At 45.2% G+C, this 22,247-nt stretch carries 21 protein-coding genes; 14 read left to right on the plus strand and 7 right to left on the minus strand.

Annotated elements, in window-relative coordinates; genetic code table 11:
• Positions 1–113 precede the first annotated feature (113 nt).
• Both GPLA_RS22555 and mutM read left to right on the plus strand, forming a co-directional pair.
• Positions 114–563: a hypothetical protein gene (locus GPLA_RS22555; RefSeq protein ID WP_226993179.1), complete on the plus strand. Its 450-nt coding sequence runs from the start codon at positions 114–116 to the stop codon at positions 561–563.
• Positions 556–1,368, plus strand: a complete 813-nt coding sequence (gene mutM, locus GPLA_RS22560; RefSeq protein ID WP_007107354.1) for a bifunctional DNA-formamidopyrimidine glycosylase/DNA-(apurinic or apyrimidinic site) lyase — start codon at positions 556–558, stop codon at positions 1,366–1,368. The genes GPLA_RS22555 and mutM overlap by 8 nt, the downstream gene beginning before the upstream one ends.
• Positions 1,369–1,426: 58 nt before the next feature.
• Here the strand turns inward: mutM and GPLA_RS22565 are convergent, their stop codons facing one another.
• The 4 genes from GPLA_RS22565 to GPLA_RS22580 form a co-directional block, all read right to left on the minus strand.
• The gene (locus GPLA_RS22565; protein ID WP_007107355.1) at positions 1,427–2,473 is read right to left on the minus strand and encodes a CDP-glycerol--poly(glycerophosphate) glycerophosphotransferase; all 1,047 of its coding nucleotides are present in this window, start codon (positions 2,471–2,473) and stop codon (positions 1,427–1,429) included.
• Between the two features lie 94 nt (positions 2,474–2,567).
• Positions 2,568–3,050: a pantetheine-phosphate adenylyltransferase gene (gene coaD / locus GPLA_RS22570; RefSeq protein ID WP_007107356.1), complete on the minus strand. Its 483-nt coding sequence runs from the start codon at positions 3,048–3,050 to the stop codon at positions 2,568–2,570.
• An 84-nt stretch (positions 3,051–3,134) separates the two neighbouring features.
• The gene (locus GPLA_RS22575) at positions 3,135–4,538 is read right to left on the minus strand and encodes a capsule assembly Wzi family protein (RefSeq protein WP_007107357.1); all 1,404 of its coding nucleotides are present in this window, start codon (positions 4,536–4,538) and stop codon (positions 3,135–3,137) included.
• Positions 4,539–4,673: 135 nt separating this feature from the next.
• A complete protein-coding gene (locus tag GPLA_RS22580) occupies positions 4,674–5,387 on the minus strand; it encodes a 3-deoxy-D-manno-octulosonic acid kinase (RefSeq protein WP_007107358.1) in 714 nt (237 codons plus the stop codon).
• Between the two features lie 129 nt (positions 5,388–5,516).
• Here GPLA_RS22580 and GPLA_RS22585 point away from each other — a divergent pair, with 129 nt between their 5' ends.
• A complete protein-coding gene (locus tag GPLA_RS22585) occupies positions 5,517–6,593 on the plus strand; it encodes a glycosyltransferase family 4 protein (RefSeq protein ID WP_007107360.1) in 1,077 nt (358 codons plus the stop codon).
• Between the two features lie 11 nt (positions 6,594–6,604).
• Here the strand turns inward: GPLA_RS22585 and GPLA_RS22590 are convergent, their stop codons facing one another.
• Positions 6,605–7,906, minus strand: coding sequence for a 3-deoxy-D-manno-octulosonic acid transferase (locus GPLA_RS22590; protein WP_007107361.1), 1,302 nt, complete (start codon positions 7,904–7,906; stop codon positions 6,605–6,607).
• Positions 7,907–8,136: 230 nt separating this feature from the next.
• On the opposite strand from GPLA_RS22590, the gene GPLA_RS22595 reads away from it, so the two are divergent.
• From GPLA_RS22595 to glpG, 7 genes are all read left to right on the plus strand, one after another.
• A complete protein-coding gene (locus GPLA_RS22595; protein WP_007107362.1) occupies positions 8,137–8,589 on the plus strand; it encodes a hypothetical protein in 453 nt (150 codons plus the stop codon).
• Position 8,590: 1 nt separating this feature from the next.
• Positions 8,591–9,772 (plus strand): TonB-dependent receptor, encoded by a 1,182-nt coding sequence (locus GPLA_RS22600; protein WP_007107363.1) that lies wholly within the window; start codon positions 8,591–8,593, stop codon positions 9,770–9,772.
• Between the two features lie 35 nt (positions 9,773–9,807).
• Positions 9,808–12,225: a putative bifunctional diguanylate cyclase/phosphodiesterase gene (locus GPLA_RS22605; protein ID WP_007107364.1), complete on the plus strand. Its 2,418-nt coding sequence runs from the start codon at positions 9,808–9,810 to the stop codon at positions 12,223–12,225.
• Positions 12,226–12,351: 126 nt separating this feature from the next.
• Complete coding sequence (locus GPLA_RS22610; RefSeq protein ID WP_007107365.1) at positions 12,352–13,545, plus strand: glycine C-acetyltransferase; 1,194 nt, start codon at positions 12,352–12,354, stop codon at positions 13,543–13,545.
• Complete coding sequence (gene tdh / locus GPLA_RS22615; RefSeq protein WP_007107366.1) at positions 13,545–14,567, plus strand: L-threonine 3-dehydrogenase; 1,023 nt, start codon at positions 13,545–13,547, stop codon at positions 14,565–14,567. The genes GPLA_RS22610 and tdh overlap by 1 nt, the downstream gene beginning before the upstream one ends.
• Before the next feature lie 15 nt (positions 14,568–14,582).
• Positions 14,583–14,903: a thiosulfate sulfurtransferase GlpE gene (glpE, locus tag GPLA_RS22620; protein WP_007107367.1), complete on the plus strand. Its 321-nt coding sequence runs from the start codon at positions 14,583–14,585 to the stop codon at positions 14,901–14,903.
• Between the two features lie 2 nt (positions 14,904–14,905).
• Positions 14,906–15,772, plus strand: coding sequence for a rhomboid family intramembrane serine protease GlpG (glpG, locus tag GPLA_RS22625; protein ID WP_007107368.1), 867 nt, complete (start codon positions 14,906–14,908; stop codon positions 15,770–15,772).
• A gap of 38 nt (positions 15,773–15,810) precedes the next feature.
• Here the strand turns inward: glpG and GPLA_RS22630 are convergent, their stop codons facing one another.
• Positions 15,811–16,224, minus strand: a complete 414-nt coding sequence (locus GPLA_RS22630; RefSeq protein WP_040515785.1) for a flagellar basal body-associated protein FliL — start codon at positions 16,222–16,224, stop codon at positions 15,811–15,813.
• 127 nt (positions 16,225–16,351) lie between these two features.
• On the opposite strand from GPLA_RS22630, the gene GPLA_RS22635 reads away from it, so the two are divergent.
• From GPLA_RS22635 to GPLA_RS22645, 3 genes are read left to right on the plus strand one after another with little or no spacing between them, the layout of a single operon-like run.
• Positions 16,352–16,939 carry a chorismate--pyruvate lyase family protein gene (locus GPLA_RS22635; RefSeq protein ID WP_040515786.1) on the plus strand — a complete coding sequence of 196 codons (588 nt, stop codon included), beginning with the start codon at positions 16,352–16,354 and terminating at the stop codon, positions 16,937–16,939.
• A 40-nt stretch (positions 16,940–16,979) separates the two neighbouring features.
• On the plus strand, positions 16,980–17,801 hold the full coding sequence (ubiA, locus tag GPLA_RS22640) for a 4-hydroxybenzoate octaprenyltransferase (protein ID WP_051997715.1): 822 nt from the start codon (positions 16,980–16,982) through the stop codon (positions 17,799–17,801).
• A gap of 37 nt (positions 17,802–17,838) precedes the next feature.
• A complete protein-coding gene (locus GPLA_RS22645; protein ID WP_007107372.1) occupies positions 17,839–19,785 on the plus strand; it encodes a methyl-accepting chemotaxis protein in 1,947 nt (648 codons plus the stop codon).
• A 7-nt stretch (positions 19,786–19,792) separates the two neighbouring features.
• On the opposite strand, the gene ubiK is transcribed toward GPLA_RS22645, so the two are convergent.
• On the minus strand, positions 19,793–20,044 hold the full coding sequence (gene ubiK, locus GPLA_RS22650) for a ubiquinone biosynthesis accessory factor UbiK (protein WP_007107373.1): 252 nt from the start codon (positions 20,042–20,044) through the stop codon (positions 19,793–19,795).
• A 186-nt stretch (positions 20,045–20,230) separates the two neighbouring features.
• Between ubiK and rep the strand changes: the two genes are divergently transcribed.
• Positions 20,231–22,246, plus strand: coding sequence for a DNA helicase Rep (rep, locus tag GPLA_RS22655; RefSeq protein WP_007107374.1), 2,016 nt, complete (start codon positions 20,231–20,233; stop codon positions 22,244–22,246).
• Position 22,247: the final 1 nt, after the last annotated feature.

The raw sequence follows: 22,247 nt of genomic DNA on the forward strand, positions 1-22,247 counted from the left end.
TCCTGCCAAAGAGTCTATTTCTTCACGTCTTTTACGTGCCATAATCCCCACATGTTTTTCATACTAGTGCTTATAGCTTCATGATCAGGTTAACGTCACGAGCGTGGAATAATGTGCTTATTGTTTCCATGCTGCTGCTCATTATTATATTTAATCTTAGCGGGAATTTTTTTTCCGGTGGGAGTAACGACAATACGATGTTGGCTAGGTTAATACCCAGCGGCGCAACGATCACCAGTATTGAAACTGAGTCGATTACTATCGAGAGGGTGGGGCGCGGTTGGCGGCTCTTGCCAGGTAGGCTGGGCGTTGATAATCAAGTGCTTAGCGAGGCGGTGGCGCATTGGCAGCAGGCTACACTTGAGCCTGTCGCTCAGGGGCCTATCAATGGCGCTGTTACCGTGGATGTATGGCTAGCAGGAGAGGGTCAGCCACGACGTTATTTATTCTTTCAGGTCGGCGCTGACATGCTAGTACAGTACCCCGCACTAGGCGGGCAATCATATAAGGTCACTGAAATGTCGTGGCAACAACTTTTTATTACGGATATCCCCCATGCCTGAGTTACCTGAAGTCGAAGTTAGCCGTTTAGGCATTAGTCCGCATTTAATTGGTCAACCGATTAAGCAAGTTGTTGTGCGCCATAGGCAACTGCGTTGGCTGGTGCCTGAAGATGTACATTTAGCCGAAGGACTCACGATAGAAAATGTGCGCCGCCGTGCCAAATATTTATTCATTGATACGGCCAAAGGCAGCATCATTTTGCATTTGGGTATGTCGGGTAAGCTCAGGGTCGTGAACATTGATACGCCCGTTATCAAACATGATCACGTCGATATCGTATTAACCAATGGCGTATGTCTGCGTTTTAACGATGCTAGGCGTTTCGGAGCGTGTTTATGGCAAGACGCGAATAGCCCAGAAATGGCAATGATTGCTGCCCTTGGACCTGAGCCATTAACCGATGATTTTGATGGTCACCGCTTGTATGATTTATCGCGCAATAAGAGTGTCGCGGTGAAAAACTTCATTATGGACAACAAAGTGGTCGTTGGCGTAGGGAATATTTATGCCAATGAGTCATTGTTTATCGCGGGTATTGATCCACGTAAAGCGGCCAAACAGGTCAGCAAAAAAAGCTATTTAGCCTTGGGCGTTATCATTAAACAAGTGCTGAGAAAAGCCATAGAACAAGGCGGAACGACGTTAAAGGATTTTACTCAAGCGGATGGCAGCCCTGGTTACTTTGCACAGCACCTGCGTGTATATGGACGTAAAGGCAAAGCCTGTGAAGTGTGTGAATGCGAGATACAGTCAGTGACTTTAGGTCAGCGCAATACCTTTTTCTGCGAACAATGCCAAAAATAACCTAGGTGATAATAATGCGCATAACATTGCGCATTATACCTCTATGTTTAACGCTACGTTACCATTGCCAGTAACCCAGTTTTTTACGCATTTTAAAGCGGCGAATTAAGTTAAGTGGCTTTTTCTTTAAGTTAGGTGGGTTTGTTAACATATCTTCAGTGGCATCAAGGATGCGGGCGCTGGATTGACCATCCTGGTATGGATGAGTTTGTGCCCCATAGTCTGCTATTTTGCCCATCAACTCTTCTGGGCGGGTTAACGCATATTCGATGCTGTTTTCAATTTTTAATGGGTCCGTCACGTTAATCAGGTGTGGTTTTGGATGTTCGTTTTTGACGGTTACAACGGGTTTGTTCAGCATTAAAAACTCAACCAACATGGATGAGTTATCTCCTAGCATTAGATCTGCCTCGAGCATCAATGGCATCGCGTTATCGGTTTCAATAAAGGTTAAATTTTCATGCTGTGCGGCTTTGTATGCGCTCACCGTGCTTTGTGCCATTTTAGGATGGAATGTAACCAACCAGCGCCATTTTGTATCTTGCGATAAGCGTTGAATCGTAGGCAGTAAAGCTTCTGCTTGGGACATTCTAGGGGAAAATGTAGATGAAAATAACACCACAGGGCGATCGTCTTTTTTGTGAACCGTAGCAGACGTGTTGAAGAAGGGATCCATTTTACAAAAGCCCGTTTCCACTACCTTAAAGTGCTGGTGCTGTTGCTCGAGCTGCTTAAAGGTATCAGTCATTGATGGGCCGTGTGTACAGTGCAAATCGAAACAATCACGAATAATGAATGAATAATTCAAACCATCTTTCACTCTGGTTTTAAAACCAATAAAACCATGACGGACGCAGACTTTTAAGCCGGGTATAAACGACGGGATCATGTTACCTGGAATAAACACTGCTAGAGGTTGGTAATCAATAACAGCCTGTATGTTAGCAAGTTGCTGCTCGAAAGGCTGAAAATACTCTCGGTTAACGTTATTTCCTTCTACAAACCAGGCGACGGTATCGCCACGTTTATGAATTTCGTCTTGCATGGGGCGCAGTATTTGAAATGCATAGTTTTCAGATATGTAAAATAAATAACGTTTAGCCATGGGTCCTCTGATGAATGTTGGGTGTTGCGCGCTTATGACAGCGCGCAAAATGAGATAATGATCGACTGCGGCGTGAATGAAAACCGCTTTTGATTTATTTCTGTAGTTTTTCTTTCAAGGCTGCCTGGACCGCAGTGTGACAAAACTGGTCGACCTTGCCTCGATGTAAAGCAACTTCTTTAACCAAGGTAGAAGAGATAAACGAGTTTTCTTCCGCTGGCGTTAAGAAAATACTTTCTAAATTCGGGTTTAAGCGACGATTCATATTGGCTAATTGAAATTCATATTCAAAATCAGACACTGCGCGTAAGCCACGTATTAGGACTGTTGCACCTTGACTATCAGCAAAGTCAGCCAACAAGCCTTCAAAACCAATGACCTCTACATTTGGCAGATGGGCAGTGACTTCTTTAATTAAATCAACGCGCTCTTGCAAGCTAAACAAGGGCTTTTTACTTGGATTTGCTGCAATTCCAACTATTACATGAGCAAACATATTGGCTGCTCGGTCAATTAAATCTGCATGGCCATTGGTAATCGGGTCAAATGTGCCCGGATATACAGCGCGTGTGTGCATAAATTTATACCTTATCAATATAGCCGGGTTTGCTGTAGGCCATTTAACCAATAGCTTTACAACAACTTCGGCATCGTTACATGCTTACCAACGGTAAAATGCACTTATTCGTTTAAATTTTTCCCCGAGGCGATCTTCACCTACATCAAGATCTACACCCCAAAAACCGTAGTGCGTGGCAAAGCTATAGCGCACGTTTAATTCTTTATACGCTTGTTGGGCGCTAGAATTAGTGTCGCTATCTGCCGCTCTGAATGTCACATCAATGACTTGATCCTGAGCGAATTTCCAGTTCATATTCAGCGAGTGACTGGTTTTCTGTACTTGTTCTTGTCCAAGGAACACGTCGCTAACCCAGTGACCAAGCGATTGACCTTCATTGGTATAACCAGCGCTATAAAAGTCTGACTGATAAAACAGCTCGTCTACGCGAGTGAATTCATAACGCAGCGACAGGTTGTTGGTTACCATAGGGAAATACACCCCGAAAGCAAGAGCTTTGTCGTTAGCTTCCTGATCATTGAGCTCTGGAGAGTGCTCAAATGCGACCTCGCCATAAAATGAAACAGGGAAAGCGAAAGGTAAGTTAACTTTAGTGGAAATGGCGGTTTTTTGATCGCTAGCCAGTGATTGAGGCGATAAAATCGGTGACTCGTCTTCCCCTGAAGGTGTGAATAAATCTTTAAAAGCTTCGCCAATACTGAGGTTGCTCTTTGCACCAGCAAATTTAACTGTCCGGCTCAGGCCGATTGTCCAGGCTTCCGCAGGCGACACGCTTAAATGCAATCCTGCTAGATTAGGCTTACCGGTAAATAACTCGCCTTGTTGGCTGATCCCTGTGGTGTCATCAAGTTTTGAATAAAACAGTTCGTAGCGAATATCCCAATCTGTAATCGGCGTGGCATTACTGACGGTTATCGACACGCTGGGCTTTGCATTGGTGCTTGTTAGCAACGCTGAATCTTGCATGGGTGAAAACCAATGATCCCGGTATCCAGCCTCAATTTGTGCATATTCATAGCCAAAAGCCACATGGGTGTTATAAAACAAAGTATTTTCGCCGTCCGCATAAACAGCGCCCGCCGCAACATACGCAAAGGGCGATATGTAGGCAACGCCAGAGGCTGAAAGCTGATAACTCGCATCACGTTTGATGCTACGTTGATTCGGCAGCGCTGCGCTGCCATCGTCGCTTACAGAGACTGACGCGCTTGCATGAGTGAGGCTAAAGGTGTCTTTATACCTTGCGAGATAGGCATCAACAGAGCGATGGAGTTCAGGAAAGCGGGTTGCGATCAGCTTATTGCGACGCATTACGTCTACCGCTTTGTAGGGCCTAGTTAAAGGTGCGCCCGGGGTAAGCGCCATAACCTTTTCTATTTGAGACTCAATTTCAGAGGAAATCTGTAGCGGCAAGTAAGGTGATAGACCCTTTGCCCATCCTTGCGAAGCGACCAGCAAACAGCCGAGTATCCAATAACGAGACATGTATTATTTCATTCCAAAACAGCGGGTGACAAAAAATCGAGTGTAACAATTCGACCTTACATTGTATTGTGCTTTGTACTGGGTATTCAGCAGATAAATCCAGTCATCTCACTTTAAGCAATAGGCAGATTGTGTTTACTCACCATATCCTGACATTAGTGTTTGCCAATCTTGTTCATTAAAATGGAAGGCCGACTGTTTATCTTGCTCTTTGTGCAGTGAGCGCAGTAACCGTTTTACATTTGCTTGCTTCCAATTATTACTGGCGTGAATGGCGCATTTATCAAAATCTATTAACCAAATTTTGCCATTTTTATCGAGCATGACATTGTGAATATTTAAGTCATGGTGGTATACATTATGATCGTGGAATTGACGTATACAGGCACCGATAGCGTGCCATGTTTCATTGGTTAAAGGGCCTTGACATAAATGACTAAATACATCTTGGCTATTAGCGATACGTTTGATAATAATATCGCCGCGATACATCACGCCTAACCGCGTCACTTGTGCTGCAACCGGCTCTGGCACAGGTAGACCGAGGCTATGCATGTGGCCAAGTAACTTAAATTCACGCCATGGGCGGGTGCGCGTTACTCCGCGAAACACATATTGATCCTTGATCACCTTGCCAATGAGACCGCCCCGTCGATAATGACGCAGCACGTACTCGTTGTTTGCATGTGTGAAAAAGTAGGTTGTTCCGCGGCCTGTAGCGCTGCCGGTAATCTGCTGCTGAGACTGCCAATGCTGACTATCAAAAATAGTTAAATCAGGGGCTGCGAATATTTCAGCATCAAATATAATGGTGCTGCGGTCTTTAGATGTTTGCTGAATGTTTGGCATTAAACACGAGGCGCGTTGCAAAATTTGGCATAGTGTATACCCGTACCGCTTACGAATGCGAGTTTCTACGTAAGGTGGTGAGTAATGGCTGGGAATAATCAAATATAAACAAGTGAGTAAGTTATAACTATGGATCACGGTGAAGCAAACGTCTCGAGAGATACACAGGTTGAGCTGATATTAGGTAACTCTAATTCGAATTTCTCCGGTGTGACTTCAACTATGTTGCAAGTCATGTCTTATCAGCAAAAATTGATTAATCTGCGGGTGATGGGTCCGCATTATCTACCAGATGAAAGCCAGGCGATGACCTTTTGGCAGGTGGCCAAAATGTGCCGTAAGCCTTTAAAAAACGGAAGGTATCGCGTTTTTCATGCCCGCCGTGTGGATGAAATGATCCAAGCCGTTATCTTAAAATACGTATTTGGCGCAAAAATTAAAATGGTGTTCAGTTCGGCCGCGCAACGCTTTCGATCAGGCTCGACTCTGTGGTTAACTCGCCAGATGGATGCGGTCGTTGCGATCAGTAAAGCTTCTGCCAAATATTTGGCTGAGCCACCAGATGCCATCATTCCCCATGGCATTCAAATCGAGAACTTCGCCCCCGCTGAGAATAAAGAACAAGCATGGCAAGCATTAGGTTACGGTGGAAAATACGGTATTGGTATTCTTGGTCGGGTACGCAAGCAGAAAGGTGTGCACCTATTTGTTGAAGCGTGCATTGAAATACTGCCGAAATACCCAGACTACACGGCAGTCGTCGTTGGAGCTATATCGGCTAGTCATCAGGAGTTCGTCGATGGACTTAAGGCAAAAATTGATAAGGCTGGGCTAAGTGAAAGGATTGTGTTTACAGGAGAATTGCCATTTGAACGTATACCGCCAATTTTTAGTGCTTTGTCTATGGTGTCTGCATTGAGTGATAACGAAGGCTTTGGCTTGACTGTGTTAGAAGCCATGAGTTGCAGCGCCGCCGTTTTGGCCACGCAAGCGGGGGCATGGGAAGAGATTATCCGTGAAGATATCGATGGTCATGTTGTCCCTGTGAATGACCTTTCCGCAGTGACAGCAAAAATGAATTCGCTGTTGTCTGACCCTGTAGCCTTGAAGCAAAAAGGGCTCGCGGGCCGTACTCGTGTCTTAGGGCATTATACGGTTGAACGCGAAGCCAAGGCTTTGGTTGATCTATTCAAAGGACTACAGTAAGTGTCGTTATCCTAAGCAAACCCTAGCGCAACTAACGTGGCGTTAACCGCGCCACTGTTTTCTTTTAAAACACGCTTCCCTGCTTGACCTGCATACTCACGAGCACTTTCATCGTTAAACCAAGTCAAAATTTGACGGCTAATTTGCGCTGCATCATTGCCTTCAAATAGTGCGCCACTTTCCGTCAATATCTGACAAATAGCGGGATTATTATAACGATGAGGCCCCATTAAAATAGGCACCTCAAAGGCCGCAGGTTCCAATGCATTGTGCCCACCGCGATCGGCAATACTGCCGCCCACAAAGGCGATGTCGGCTAGTCCATAAAGGGCTTGTAATTTGCCCATTTCGTCAACCAGCAATACCTGACTGGTATCATTGCACGGCTGTGCATCGGAGCTGCGCAGACAGTTAAGTCCGCTAGAGAGGCAAATTTGATATACGTCTTCGAAACGCTGGGGGTGGCGGGGGACAATAATCAGTAAGCTATTGGGCTGTTGTGCAAGCACCCTTTGGTAAGCATCAAGTAACACTTCTTCTTCAGGCGCGTGGGTACTGCCAGCCACAATGATTGAGCGTTTATGAATGTTGAATCGCTGGGCAAAGGCAGTGGATTGCTGATGAGATTCGGTGCTGACGGGCTGTTCAAATTTAATGTTATTGGTTAATACCAGCGTCGTATTCGGCGTACCTAGTTGCTGATAATTATTAAAATCCCGTTCGCCTTGGGCACACACTTTACTGAGCTTGTGTAGCATGGGCTGAAAAAGTGCAGAAATTTTGCCATAGCTGCGCGCTGAGCGATCGGTCATTCGGGCGTTAATCACTGAAATCGGTATGTCTTGTCGCCAACATTGATCAATTAAATTCGGCCACAGTTCGACCTCTGTAATCAATACTTGTGATGGCGCCGCACGTTTAAGCAGGCGTCGCATCATCCAGCCAGTATCTAACGGTAAATAGCAGTGCGTGATGGAGTCATTAAATAAGCTGTTGGCTTGTTTGGCGCCGGTGACGGTTGTGGTGGTTAATGTGATTGGTAGGTCGGGTTGGATTGTGCGTATAGCCTTTATGACATTGGCGGCCGCGACGACTTCTCCCACTGAGACACAATGAATAAGCAGCCCCCCAGCTGACGCCGTACTTAAGCGTAAACCAAAGCGTTGTATGCGAGCCTTTGGAGTGACTGACTTCTTTGCCAAGTATTGATAACAAAAATGCAAAAACGCAAAAGGTAATAAAGTCCACAGTAGGAGGGTATAGCCCCAAAGACTGAGTTTTTCCTTTGGTTTGGGCTGGAAAGAGGTGTTCATCATATCGCCATCAAATGGGTTCAGCAGGCATTTTAACAGTATTTTGGTTATTTTCGACTAAGCTAGTGGCCAATAGGTCTCATGCACGCTCATTCAATAGGATAAAAAATTTCCTGTAATAAATAGCAATAACAAGTAATACTGACCCATAACTTACTAAAAATAAAAGGAGTTATGCTCCCTGTTGTTTTTTACTGCACAGAAAACGGTATTTGATTAGGAGTTTTTTTTTGCACAATATTCATCGCATAGGGTATCGGTTCGCATTCGCTTTAGTGATGCTGTTTTGCGCAAACCTTACCTACGCCGAGCAACCTCAGGTGCAGGTGATTGTGAATAATAATGTCAATGTGACCACGTTGAGTGAAAGCAGTGTACGTTGGATTTTCTCAATGCGTCAAACCACTTGGCAAGATGGTTCCGCAATAAAAGTGTATGTATTGAGTAAACAAACCCCTGCCCATCAACATTTTTGTAAAAATGTACTGAGTATGTTCCCTTATCAACTCGAACGCATGTGGAATAAGTTAGCTTATTCAGGTTTAGGAGAAAAGCCCATTTTGGTCAGTGATAGTCAAGAAATGCTTAATATGATCAGTCAGGAACCGGGTGCTATCGGTTATGTTTTCTCAACGTCACTACCACCTGGCGCACATGCTGTACGCATTGTTAAGGAGGGCTAAGATGAACAGAGCCGTCATTATATTTTCATTTTTTATTTTTTATTTTGCGCATTCTCCAAGAAGCTTAGCAAGCGATATTGTGTGGCATGGTTTTGGTGCCCAAGGCATTATTCAGTCCAGCGACAGTAATTTTATTAATGACACCGGTGATGCGTCATTGCGCTTAACAGAAGTGGGGTTAAATACCTCTTATCGTATTAATCAAAAACTCAGAGTGTCAGCTCAAGGCATGTATATTAATGGCGGCAATCGCTTCGATGAGGGCTTACGACTCGATTATCTATTTTTAGATTATCAATTGCTCAATACGCAAAGTTGGAATGTGAATGCTCACCTTGGACGTTATAAAAATTACCATTGGTTGTATTCGGCCACGCGAGATGTGCCGCACACTATGCCCTCTATTGTACTGCCCCAATCGTCTTACTTTGATGCCTTTCGGGACGTGTCTTTAGGTAGTGACGGTATATCCTTAACTGCCCAGCACTTGAATGGTCTTGGCGAATGGGATGTGCGCTGGAGTTACGGTAGCTCGCATATCAAATACGAGCAGACTGAAAACCTGATGTCGCAATTGGCAACCGGTGAACTTGACCACGATTTTGATACTCAATTCAGCGTCTCATTTACTCCCCTTGGCAGTGGTTTGTCGTTGGGCATGAGCTTATTAAGAACGGATTTCAGTTATAAGCCCGGTGACAACGATGTTTTTATTAAGGGTAAAGCAAAGCTAGGACGTGTCATGTTGAGCTTGTCTTACAGTGCTGAATATTGGGACATTAACGCAGAGGCAATGCGCGAAAAAACGGAGTTTAAAGGGTTCTTTCGTGATGGCAGTGACGCCGATAGCATATCCGAAGGTCTGTATGTGCAAGGCCGTGTATTTGTACATCCAGACGTAACCTTGTTGGCTCGATTTGACACCTTTGATGCTAATAGAGATGATCGTAACGGCACTAAATTCCAGCAAAACAGCGGAGATACTATTCCTGCTTATTTTGCCTACCGTGACCAGTTAACGCTTGGCGCATCATGGGATTTTTCTGCGAACTGGCGGGTGCGCGCGGAATACCACAAAATAGCAGGACGGGCCCGTTTAGCCCCCGTTTTTATTCCTGATACAGTAATCAATGACTCCAAGTATTGGGATATTTGGGCACTGCAAATTATCTACTGGTTCTGAACATGCGAATATTTGTCAGCCTACCGTGGAAAATTATGGGCCTGTTGATCGGTTTTTTACTGATCGCCAGTAGCCTGTTGACCTTTGTATGGATTGATAAAAATAATCAGGATTATCTGAGCCAGCATCAGGCGTTACACGACAGAGATTTGAGTCAGATGCACCTGATTACTGAGATGTTAAGTAATCGCTTAGAGCTCTGGTTTGAGTCGTTTTTTCATTTACATCAAGAGCTGACCGATAACCCTGAAGCCACAGGGGACTTTATCAGTAAAGAATTCGATTATTTGCAATTGAATTGGCAGGTTAACAATTTATGGCTATTTGATAGCCAACAAAACATCATTTACGCTAATCATCAGCAGGTTCCTGCTTATGTCAAAGCCAGTGTGGCGCAAACGCTGGAAAGCCAGTCCTCGGTTACCAATATTCACTGCATACAATCATGTTTTCAGTTGATCAGTATGCCGATGTTATCAGCCAACGGCGAGTTATTGGTACTGACTGCCAGCACGTCTTTGTTAGAAATGATGGCGGCATTGAATCGCTCGACGCTGGCTGAGCTGGCATTAGTTGCCACCGCTCAAGGCGTAGGAAAATCGCTTCTTAGAGACGCGCAGATACAAGCGCCCATCTCTTACATGAAACGTCAACAGCTTGGTGCGCTGCTTAAGCTTATCCCCGAAGATGTAACACTCGATATGGTGTTAGACAAAGGGTACCGCTTAGTCATGGACGAGCAGGCCTACCTAATTAACTTGTTGCCGGTCGACAATGACTTTGCCGATACGGCCTATTTATTAACCGTCCATGACATTAGTGACGAATGGGCTAGGCATGATAATTATCAGCTGGGCGTTATCACTATCTCTGCTATTACCGTTACTTTATGTGTGTTGACGTTTTTTATTATGGCTGAGCGGTTACGCAGACGTTTGTTGATTTTGGCTCGGCGCTTACCACTGTTGGCACAAAAGAAATATGCCCAATTCAATGACATGCAATTTACCCACAGCAGACTATTTTTAGATGAAATTGATGAAGTGCAGCGTTCAACCAACCTACTTGGTGAGCAACTAGAGTCTATGGACGGTAAGATCGAGCAGAACACCAGAGAGCTAGAAAATATTGCCATGTACGACCGGCTAACAGGATTACCTAATCGTAATATGTTGAATTTTGTATTGCGTAAAAAAATCGCGGCACTGGCACGCACACCTGGGCCACTCGTGGTGATTTTGTTAGATTTCGACAATTTTAGAAAAATTAATGACAGCTATGGACACGGCATTGGCGACGAATTTTTAATGGTCGCCGCACAGCGTCTGCGCAGTAATTTGCGAGAGTCAGACGTCATCAGCCGCTTCGGCGGTGATGAGTTTGTCATTGTGCTGCAAGAGGTCGACGATGTAAGTAACGCGATAACCCTTGCTGAGAAGCTATTACTTAAATTTCGTGAGTCGGTAGAGATTGGCGCCCAACGTTTTTATACCTCAGTCAGTTTAGGGATCACGTCTTGTGATGGGCAAAACGTCACGGTTGACGATTTAGTGCGTCAAGCCGACATTGCTATGTATGCGGCTAAAGACGCGGGTGGCGACAAATATAGTGTGTTTAACGAAAGCATGAGCACTCAAGTGATGCGACGTATCGAGATTGAACACGACGTACGAGATGCTTTGTTACAAGAGCAATTCAAGTTTGCCTTACAAGCGCAAATTGAAATTAGCACAGGGAAGTTAATTGGGTTTGAGGCTTTGATCCGCTGGTTACACCCTAAAAGTGGCTACATTATGCCCGACGAGTTTATCCCTATCATGGAAAACTCAGAAAGTATGATTACGCTCGGCTATTGGGGGATCAAACGTGCGTTTGCCATATTGGCGCATTTAGAAAGCTTAGGATTGAGCGGTTATCGGATTGCCGTTAATTTATCAGCCAGCCAGTTTTTGGATCCGAACTTAATTCAATTTATGCGTGAGCAACTGGCCGAAAGTGAGCAAAGTGCAGCACAAGTTGAGTTGGAGTTAACAGAGCGCACTGTGGTGGCGGATATCGAACAAACCCTACAGATCATGCATCAGTTAAAAGAATTAGGTTTCAGTTTCTCCATTGATGATTTCGGCACGGGGTATTCTTCGTTGGCTTATTTGTCTCAGTTACCTGTGGATATCATCAAAATTGACCGCAGCTTTATTGCGGGTATGAGTGATAACAGTGCGGATAAGCAAATAGTGAAGTCTACCGTGGCCATGGTGCGCAAATTGGGCATGAAAGTGGTCGCTGAGGGGGTCGAAACGGCGGAGCAACTTAGTTTCCTCAGTGATATGCATTGTGATGTAGCCCAAGGCTACTATATTTCCAAACCCATATTTGAAGAAGATCTATATCAAGTACTGCCTTCAAAAATAGATAAGGGTATCTGGAAGAACCTGGTCTCCGATTTTAGATAACTCAGATTGTAAAAAATCTATGACGTTCCCTGTGTTCCGCCGGTGGATCAATTACGTCAATTATTCGCATGCACAGGGGGTTATCCTTTATCATCCCACCATCTAAATATTCTTTGAGGACAGCTCATGAAACAAGCATTCTATGATCGCTTAGCGCAGCAAATTAGCGAAACCAAAGCTCAGGGGCTTTATAAAACCGAACGTATTATCCAGTCTCAGCAAAGTGCGGATATACAGGTGTCGGATGGCCAGCAAGTGCTCAACTTTTGTGCCAATAACTATCTTGGTCTGGCGAATAACGCTGAGCTTATCCATGCCGCGAAAGAAGGATTAGACAGCCACGGCTTTGGCATGGCTTCAGTGCGTTTCATTTGTGGTACCCAAGACATTCATAAAGCCTTGGAAGAGAAAATTAGCACCTTCCTTGGTATGCAAGAAACCATATTATATCCATCATGTTTTGATGCCAATGGTGGGTTATTTGAGACCATTTTAGGTCCAAATGATGCCATCGTATCCGATGCACTTAATCACGCGAGTATCATCGACGGCGTGCGCCTATGTAAGGCTAAGCGGTACCGCTACGCTAATAACAATATGTCAGAATTGGCCGCCCAACTGGAGCAGGCTAAAAAAGACGGTGCTGAGACCATATTGATTGCCACCGATGGGGTGTTCTCCATGGATGGTGTGATTGCTGATCTGGCGAGCATCTGTGATTTGGCCGATAAATATGGTGCTTTGGTAATGGTTGATGATTGTCACGCCACAGGATTTGTCGGCGAACAAGGCCGTGGTAGCCATGAGTACTGTAATGTAATGGGTCGCATTGATATTATTACCGGCACTCTGGGTAAGGCACTCGGTGGTGCTTCTGGCGGTTACACTTCGGGTAAAAAAGAAGTGGTCGAGTGGTTACGCCAGCGTTCACGTCCCTATTTATTTTCCAATTCTGTGGCGCCACCTATCGTGTCTGCCTCACTTAAAGTGTTTGATATGTTGGCTGATGGCCACGACCTGCGTACGCAATTAAAGCGTAATAGCGCACATTTTCGTTCTCGTATGGAACAAGCAGGTTTTACCCTGTCGGGTAAAGATCACGCGATCATCCCTGTTATGCTAGGTGAGGCCCAACTAGCCAGCGATATGGCCGATAAAATGCTCGAGCGCGGTATATACGTAGTGGGTTTCTCATTTCCTGTCGTGCCTAAAGATCAGGCGCGTATTCGTACCCAGATGTCTGCAGCTCACAGCATTGCGCAAATTGACCGAGCGATTGACGCATTTATTGAAGTGGGTAAAGAGTTAGGAGTTATTTAATGAAATCATTAGCGAAGCTCAAATCAGAAAAAGGTATTTGGTTACATGACAGTGACATCCCAGCTGTGGGGCACAATGACCTGTTGATTAAGATCCGTAAAACCGCCATCTGTGGTACCGATATGCATATTTATAATTGGGATGAGTGGTCGCAAAACACGATCCCAGTGCCTATGGTGGTCGGGCATGAATATGTCGGCGAAGTCGTAGAAATAGGCGAAGAAGTACGCGGTTTTGCGATTGGCGATCGGGTGTCAGGTGAAGGACATATTACCTGTGGGCACTGCCGTAATTGTCGTGCTGGTCGTCGGCATTTATGCCGCAATACCTCAGGTGTGGGGGTTAATAGGCCTGGCGCGTTTGCTGAATATTTATCGATTCCGGCGTTTAACGCATTTAAAATTCCAGATAATATTTCTGACGATCTTGCTTCAATCTTTGACCCCTTTGGCAATGCGGTACACACGGCTTTGTCGTTTGATTTAGTTGGTGAAGATGTATTGATTACCGGCGCGGGTCCCATTGGTATTATGGCCGCAGCCGTTGCCCAGCATGTTGGTGCACGGCATGTTGTGATCACCGACATCAATGAATACCGCTTAGATTTGGCTCGAAAGATGGGCGCATCTCGAGCGGTTAATGTTGCCACAGAAAATCTCAAAGACGTGATGAATGATTTGGGCATGACCGAGGGTTTCGATGTGGGTCTTGAAATGTCCGGTGTGCCTGCTGCATTACGCGATATGTTGGATAAGATGAACCACGGAGGAAAGGTCGCTATGCTCGGTATTCCGCCGGGAGATGTCGCCATCGATTGGAACAAAGTTATCTTTAAAGGCTTGGTGATTAAAGGGATCTATGGAAGAGAAATGTTTGAAACTTGGTATAAGATGGCCAGTTTGATCCAAGGTGGCTTGGATTTGAGCCCGATTATAACGCATCAATTTAATATCGATGAGTTTCAGCAAGGATTTGATACCATGGGCTCAGGCCAATCGGGCAAAGTCATATTAAACTGGTAATTAAAGGGTAACGTCATGGAGCAATTCGCACATATATCGGTGCAGGAAACACAACAGAAACTCGAGGCGAAGCAAGCTCGCCTGGTGGATATTCGTGACGAGCAGTCTTTTGCGACTGGGCATATCGAAGGCGCTGTGCACTTAACGAATGGAACATTGGTCAACTTTACCCAAGAAACAGACTTCGATACGCCTGTTATTGTGTGTTGTTACCACGGTATTAGTAGCCAACAAGCGGCCCAGTTCTTGATTCATCAAGGATTTGATGAAGTTTACAGCATGGATGGTGGTTTCGAAGGTTGGCGCCAGAGTTTTCCTTTTGTAAGTGGCGAGTAACCATGTCGCTGCCTTTTTTGTTAGTCACTTTTAGTCAAGAACGTGCGGCGCGGTTATTGGTTAATTATTTAAACAGCCAGGGTATTGGTGCCCAGTATTGCCTGCAAAGTGGTGAACATGGCGTCCAACTGCTCAATGAGTCAGATAGGGAGCAGGCCAGCAGTATTGCTGGGGAGTTTGTTCAGTCACCTCAAGATGCAAAATATCAGCAAGCTGCCTGGGATAATGGTCAGACTGTGCGCTTAAGTAGGGGGCAATCAGGTATATCTTTCACCGGCATTTGGCAGCAGCTGCACGGTATTCCTGTGACAACAAGCGTATTGGTAACCTGCTTGGTGATTTATCTGTTGGCTATGGTTGGCGTTTTCTGGCCGTATAAAATTTTAGTCATTGAACCCATTGCTGAGCTAATGCAAAACCATCAATGGTGGCGGCTAATTGGCCCCGCATTGATTCATTTTTCTGCGCTACATATCGTATTTAATTTACTTTGGTGGTGGACACTCGGTGGGCAACTTGAGCGTAGGCTCGGTAAAATGACACTAATCACCTTATTTTTACTGTCGGCTTTGCTGTCTAATGTCGGGCAGTTAATGGTGAGTGGTGAACACTTTGGTGGCTTGTCTGGTGTGGTGTACGCTTTGGTGGGATGTGTCTGGTGGCTCGGCTGGCTGCGTCCTGCATGGGGCTTGATGATACCCAAACCTATGGTAGGTTTTTTATTGGTTTGGCTGGTGGTGGGCTATGCCGATATTTTATGGGTCAGTATGGCGAATACAGCACATACAGTTGGACTGGTTAGTGGTTGCGCTTTCGCATTTGTATTAAGCCGATTTGCGGGGAAAACAGCTAGTTCGCTTGATAATTGAGCCGGGCTTGTGCAGTCAGTGCGCTGCACAAATGCGGTCTAGCCGTAATAGATATACTTGGTGAAAATAACATCCTTTATCATGTTTGAGCCGGTTTCCTGTTTCATTAACTTGCGCATGGTTTCTAAAAAAGTGCGCCGGATATCTTCTCGACCGGTCAGAGATTTCACCCGTTCTTCAGGTTGACGGCCTAGGATCTCAATGGCCGTCGCGCGTAATAAGGGTGAGTGATGATCCGCTAATTCCAAATCATCTACATCTTCGAGCATCAATTCAATCGTGATACGCACATAGCCTAATTTACGATTGCTCGTACCGAGGTAGTTGGTAACTATGTCGGGTTCTAGGCCAAAGTAGGCAAATTGCTTACCTTGTGCTTCTTGGGCAAAAGAGTGGCTGTTTAGCGCGCTAAACAAAGTTAGGCAAATACAAATCAATCTGACAATGCTCATTTCTAACCCTTTGGCTGGTAGTGAATTAAATTCCGTTCTGTCAATAGCTTACCAATATTTAGCAGAATCGTTAAAACTATTTATTCATGCTTTAGTCTAGCCACAGCAATTGATATTATGCGGGACTATGCTGAATATTCATACCATCCCCAGAGCTTTTCCCTTAGACGATGACGTAACTTGGAACAACCAAGGGCGGTTGTCTATCCCGAATTCTCATTTAGCAAGCTGGTTACTGAACACCGGCTCGTTAACACAGCGCCTGAAATCTCGCTGTGAGGAGTTTAGGGTTCAGGTAGTTAGTCAACGGCAGGAGTTGGCAACGCTTGAGGAATATAAACAACTTAAAGTTCAATCGGCTCAGCAAAGAGTGCAAAACTGGCAAGTTCGCGAGGTTATTTTACACGGAAATAACCAGCCATGGGTGCTTGCACGTTCGGTGATCCCTCAAGCCCTGTGTGAAAAAGATTTTCTGGATTTGGGCAATAAACCTTTAGGACATTTGATTTTTAACGATAACCGATTTAGCCGTGAGCCGTTTCAGTTGCTGTGTATGCAGCCTACAAGTCAGTTCCTGCATGCTTATGGATTGCCTCACATGGCGACCATCTGGGGACGAAGGTCGGTTTTTCGCTTTCAACAACATGCCATGATGGTTGCTGAACTATTTTTGCCTCAAGCCCCAGCCTACAGAGAGAACGACGTTGAGCAATAAGCTGATTAACCGCAAGACACTAGGAGGTTTTTGGCTATTGATGCGTGCCAACAAGCCTGTGGGTAGCTATTTATTGTTATGGCCCACACTGTGGGCACTTATGCTTGCAGCTCAAGGCATGCCCCCTTTAACGATTACACTCATTTTTGTTGCTGGGGTCTTTGTAATGCGCTCAGCCGGATGCGTGATCAACGATTACGCCGACCGCAAAGTTGACGGCAAAGTGGCGAGAACAGATGCGCGTCCGTTAGTCAGTGGAGCCGTGACGGAAAAACAAGCACTAGGGTTGTTTGCGACTTTAGTCGGGGTAGCTTTTTTACTTGTGTTGGCTTTAAATTGGCAAACTATCGTCTTGTCGTTAGGCGCACTTGCATTGGCCAGTGTTTATCCCTTTATGAAACGCTATACCCATTTTCCACAAGTGGTGCTGGGGGCCGCCTTTGGTTGGGCTATACCCATGGCTTTTATGGCGGTTAATGAGGCTATACCCTTGTGGGCATGGGGCGTATTTGTGATCAATGTTCTTTGGACTGTGGTCTACGATACGCAGTATGCCATGGTCGACAGAAACGACGATTTGCACATAGGGGTGAAATCAACTGCGATTTTATTCGGTCAATACGACAGGTTGATTATTGCTGCCCTGCAATTGGCTGTTGTCGTGATGTTATTAGCCTTAGGGCAATATCTGCAAATGAGTTTGCCATTCTACTTGGGTGTGTTTGTTGCGACGGGTTTATTTGTATATCAACAGCGATTGATATTTGAGCGAAAGCGAGAAGCCTGTTTTAAGGCGTTTTTAAATAACAATTACGTAGGCATGGCTATCGCCTTTGGCATAGCTGGGCATTACTTTATGTGACACGGTGATTAACATCACACCTACTGGAGATGGTGATATGAGTAACCTTTTAGGGGCTGTGTGTAACCCAGCCAAAACCTTAATGTCGCAGTTTCGTTACTCGATTAAATTCACTATCATCAGTGTCATTTTTCTGGTTCCGTTGATCCTGAGTCTGGTATTGCTGCAGTATGAATACAGCGATGATATTCGTTTTACCGATCAAGAGCGTAAGGGCGTTGCGCTTGTTCAAGTAATACAGAACGAGCAGTTAGCGTTAGCGACTAATATTATTGATGCTAAATCGTCCTTTACCTCTTTATTAAGCCAGCATCAGGCGGCACTTAATAATTTGCCATCAAAACGGGTTAAAACCAGTATTGATGGTTACCTGCAAGCACTTGAAAACGGCGATAAGCAAGGCGCATTTAAAGCCTTGTCGGCTTTATCCCAGGGAATTGCTGATGTCACTAATTTGGAGCTTGATCTCGCATTAGATACCAGTTATCTCATCACGACCTTAGTGCGCAGCTTGCCGTTAATGCAAGATCAACTTGCCATGACCAGCGCGCTGGCGTTGCAAGTGACGCAAGCGGGCAGTTTCACCCCAGATTCATACATAGGGCTGTCTAACGCCAATCAAAAGCTACCTGTCATGCTCAAGGGCGTGGAGCAAAGTATTCAGGTTAGCTTGGATGCAACCCCAGCCATTGAAAAAGCCGCAGGGGTTCAATGGTTAACCTTGCAACGCAGTTTGGTAAATCATCAGCGTACTATTCAACAGCAAATACTAGACCCTGATAACATCAGTATTACCAGCAGCCAGCTTTTATCTACTAGCAAAGCGCTAAATCAACAGTTAAGCGATTTTGCTGCTTCGCTGATTCCGATTCTTGACGATTTATTGCAGGTACGAATTGCTCAGGCCGAATTTAAAAACAATGTAATTTTAAGTGTGTCAGTTATTGCTGTGTTATTGGCTATCTATTTATTTATTGGCATGTATTTGTCTGTAACCGAGAATATCAAGCAAGTGGTCGTCGCTGTGCATAGCATAGCCGATGGGGACTTAAGTTCGAGAGTCAATGTATCCGGTAAAGATGAAATGCGTGATATTGCCGACGATATGAATCACATGACCGAGAATTTACAGACCTTGGTGGCCCGTATCAGTGGCGCTATCGATACTCTGAGCCAATCGGCATTGAGTCTTAAGGGGATCACGGCGAATACGAAACAAGATGTGACGGAACAAAAATCGGGTACCGAACTCATTGCTCACTCAATGCAGCAATTAACCCAGGTGGCGCAAGCCATCGATAAGAATTCAGGAACCGCCAGTCAATCAGCAGAGGAGGCGCAAGGTGAGGCTCAGCAAGGTAAGCAGCTCGTCAACCGTTTACAATCTGTGATGCGTGATATGCAAACAGAGTCCAGTCGTTCACAAGAAGCCCTCAATCGTTTAGTCGAAGACAGTAAAAATATTGGACAGGTATCCAGTGCTATTAATGGAATTGCAGATCAAACTAACTTATTGGCACTTAATGCCGCAATTGAAGCCGCTAGAGCAGGGGAGCATGGTAGAGGCTTTGCCGTGGTAGCTGACGAAGTACGTACTTTGGCTCAGCGGACCCAAGACCAAACAAGTCAGATCCACGAAATTATCAGTAAATTACAACAAGCCACCAAAGACACCGAATTGAGCATGGAGCAAAGTCGGGTGCAAATGGATGAAAGTGTTAAAGAGAGTGAAGTGGTTGAGGCGTCATTACAGCGTATTACGGAGGTGATCAGCACCATTAACAGTATGAGTGGTGAGATATCTGCGTTGGCTACAGAGCAATCAAACGTTACCCACTCGGTGGCATCCCAAGTTGAAGGGATTGCCGCCATATCGGAATCGACTTTGAAAGGCGCTCAGGAAACCGAGCTCTCAGCCGAGGATTTACTGGTTGTAGTAACCAGCTTGAAAAATGAATTAGCTCAACTACAAAAAGGTCGCTAAGTTGACGCTATTTTTCTTGTAGGCTTTTTTCCAATGCGTCGAGCTTGGCTTCTAAAGTCGCGAGCTTCTCTCTGGTACGAATGAGTACATTACTCTGAATTTCGAATTCTTCTCGACTCACAAAGTCCAGCTTGTTCAGTTGGCTTTGTAGCACCTGTTTGACTTTAGACTCAGCACCTTCAGCCATAGTTTTTACGCCAGGAGGAATCGCTTCAGTAATTTGTTTGGCAATGTCCTCTAATTTTTTTGGGTCAAGCATCGTTCGATGGCTCCATGATAAGAATGAAGCGTTATTGTAGCGAATACACGAACACTTGGCAGCATAAAAACCATCCGCTCAGTTAATCAACAAACAAAGCGCTGAAAGCAACAATTTCGTCCTGATAGTTCGCCTTTTCAGGTGGATTGATATTACAATTCCCTGCCCAATATAAAAGTGAAATTCATGAAACTTAACCCAGGCCAAAATGACGCGGTAAATTATATCTCTGGCCCTTGTTTGGTACTGGCGGGTGCCGGCAGTGGTAAAACGCGTGTAATCACCAATAAAATCGCCTATCTCGTCAGGGAATGCGATGTGCCTGCGCGCTATATTGCGGCGGTGACGTTTACCAATAAAGCCTCTCGGGAAATGAAAGAGCGTGTCGCGCAAACATTAGGTAAAAAGGAAGCCAGAGGGTTAAAGGTATCTACATTTCACACCTTGGGGCTGAGAATTATCAAAGCCGAAGTGAAAACATTGGGGTTAAAAGCTGGGTTTTCCCTGTTCGATGACAAAGACAGCTTTGCCTTGCTCAAGGACCTGACTGATATCGAATTGGCCGGCGATAAAGAGCAGCTGCAACTGTTACAAAGCCGTATTTCGAATTGGAAGAACGATCTGTTGTTGCCTGATCAGCTGCTAAAAGGTACTTCCTCAGCGGGGGATGCAGAATTTGCCGAATTCTATCAACGTTATCAGAATCATCTTCGGGCTTATAACGCACTTGACTTTGATGACCTGATTTTACTGCCAACCTTACTGCTTAAACACAATGAAACCGTGCGTCAAAAGTGGCAAAACCGTATTCGTTATTTGCTGGTGGATGAGTATCAAGATACCAATACTAGCCAATACGAATTAGTGCGCTTACTAGTCGGTCAGCGGGCGCGCTTTACTGTGGTAGGGGATGATGACCAGTCCATTTACTCTTGGCGCGGTGCGCGGCCACAAAATCTAGTATTGCTGAGCAAAGATTTCCCTGATCTACGGGTAATTAAGCTAGAGCAAAACTATCGTTCGTCTGGGCGTATTTTGCATTGCGCTAATATTTTGATTCAAAACAATCCCCACGTGTTTGAGAAGCGTCTTTTTTCGGAATTGGGCTATGGTAATGAGTTGCGTATTATTACCGCTAAAAATGAAGAACATGAAGCAGAGCGCGTGGTCGCTGAGCTGATCGCGCATAAGTTTATGCAAGGAACCAGTTTTAAGGATTACGCCATCTTGTATCGAGGTAATTTTCAATCTCGGTTATTTGAAAAAGTCCTCATGGCTAACCGCATTCCGTACAAAATTAATGGCGGCACCTCATTTTTTGGACGCGCAGAAGTTAAAGACATCATGGCCTATTTACGTTTATTGGTGAATCAAGATGATGATAATGCGTTGTTGCGGGTGATTAACACGCCCACGCGCGGAATTGGCCGGGTGACCTTGGAAAAGCTGGGTAATTTTGCTAATGAAACGCGGGTTGGCATGTTTGAGGCTGCGTGTTCTCCTATGTTATCTAGCATATTAACGGGTAAGTCATTAGAAGCGGTTGAAGGCTTTGCCCGCTGGATTGTTGAATTATCTGACGAGGTTAAACGTAGCGATAGCATCGCGGCCATTCGTCAAATGATTAAGGCCATGGGCTATGAAGAGTGGTTATATGAGACCAGTACCAGCCCGAAAGCCGCAGAAATGGGCATGGCGAACATCAGTACTTTGTTCGGTTGGGTGAGCGATATGCTAGAAGGGGGGGAGCTCGACCCTCCGATGAGCTTACAAGAAGTGGTGAACCGCCTTATCTTACGCGACATGATGGAGCGTGGTGAAGACAGCGAAGAGACAGATCAAGTCCAGCTTATGACCTTACATTCATCTAAAGGTTTGGAGTTCCCCTACGTGTTTATGGTCGGTATGGAAGAGGGATTGTTACCCCATCAAAGTAGTATTGATGAAGATAACATTGAGGAAGAGCGACGGTTGGCATATGTGGGGATCACTCGAGCACAGAAGGAATTATTTTTCACCTTAGCTAAAGAGCGTCGCCAGTATGGGGAAGTGATACAACCAGAACCGAGTCGTTTTCTACATGAGCTACCGGGCGATGATGTCATTTGGGAAGTGAAAAAAGTCAAAGTAAGCGCCGAGGCTCGTCAACAGAAAGGTCACACAGGTATTGCTCACCTGCGTGACATGATGAATAAAAAGTGAC

Origin of the sequence: Paraglaciecola polaris LMG 21857 (genome assembly GCF_000315055.1) — a bacterium.
Classification (GTDB): domain Bacteria; phylum Pseudomonadota; class Gammaproteobacteria; order Enterobacterales; family Alteromonadaceae; genus Paraglaciecola; species Paraglaciecola polaris.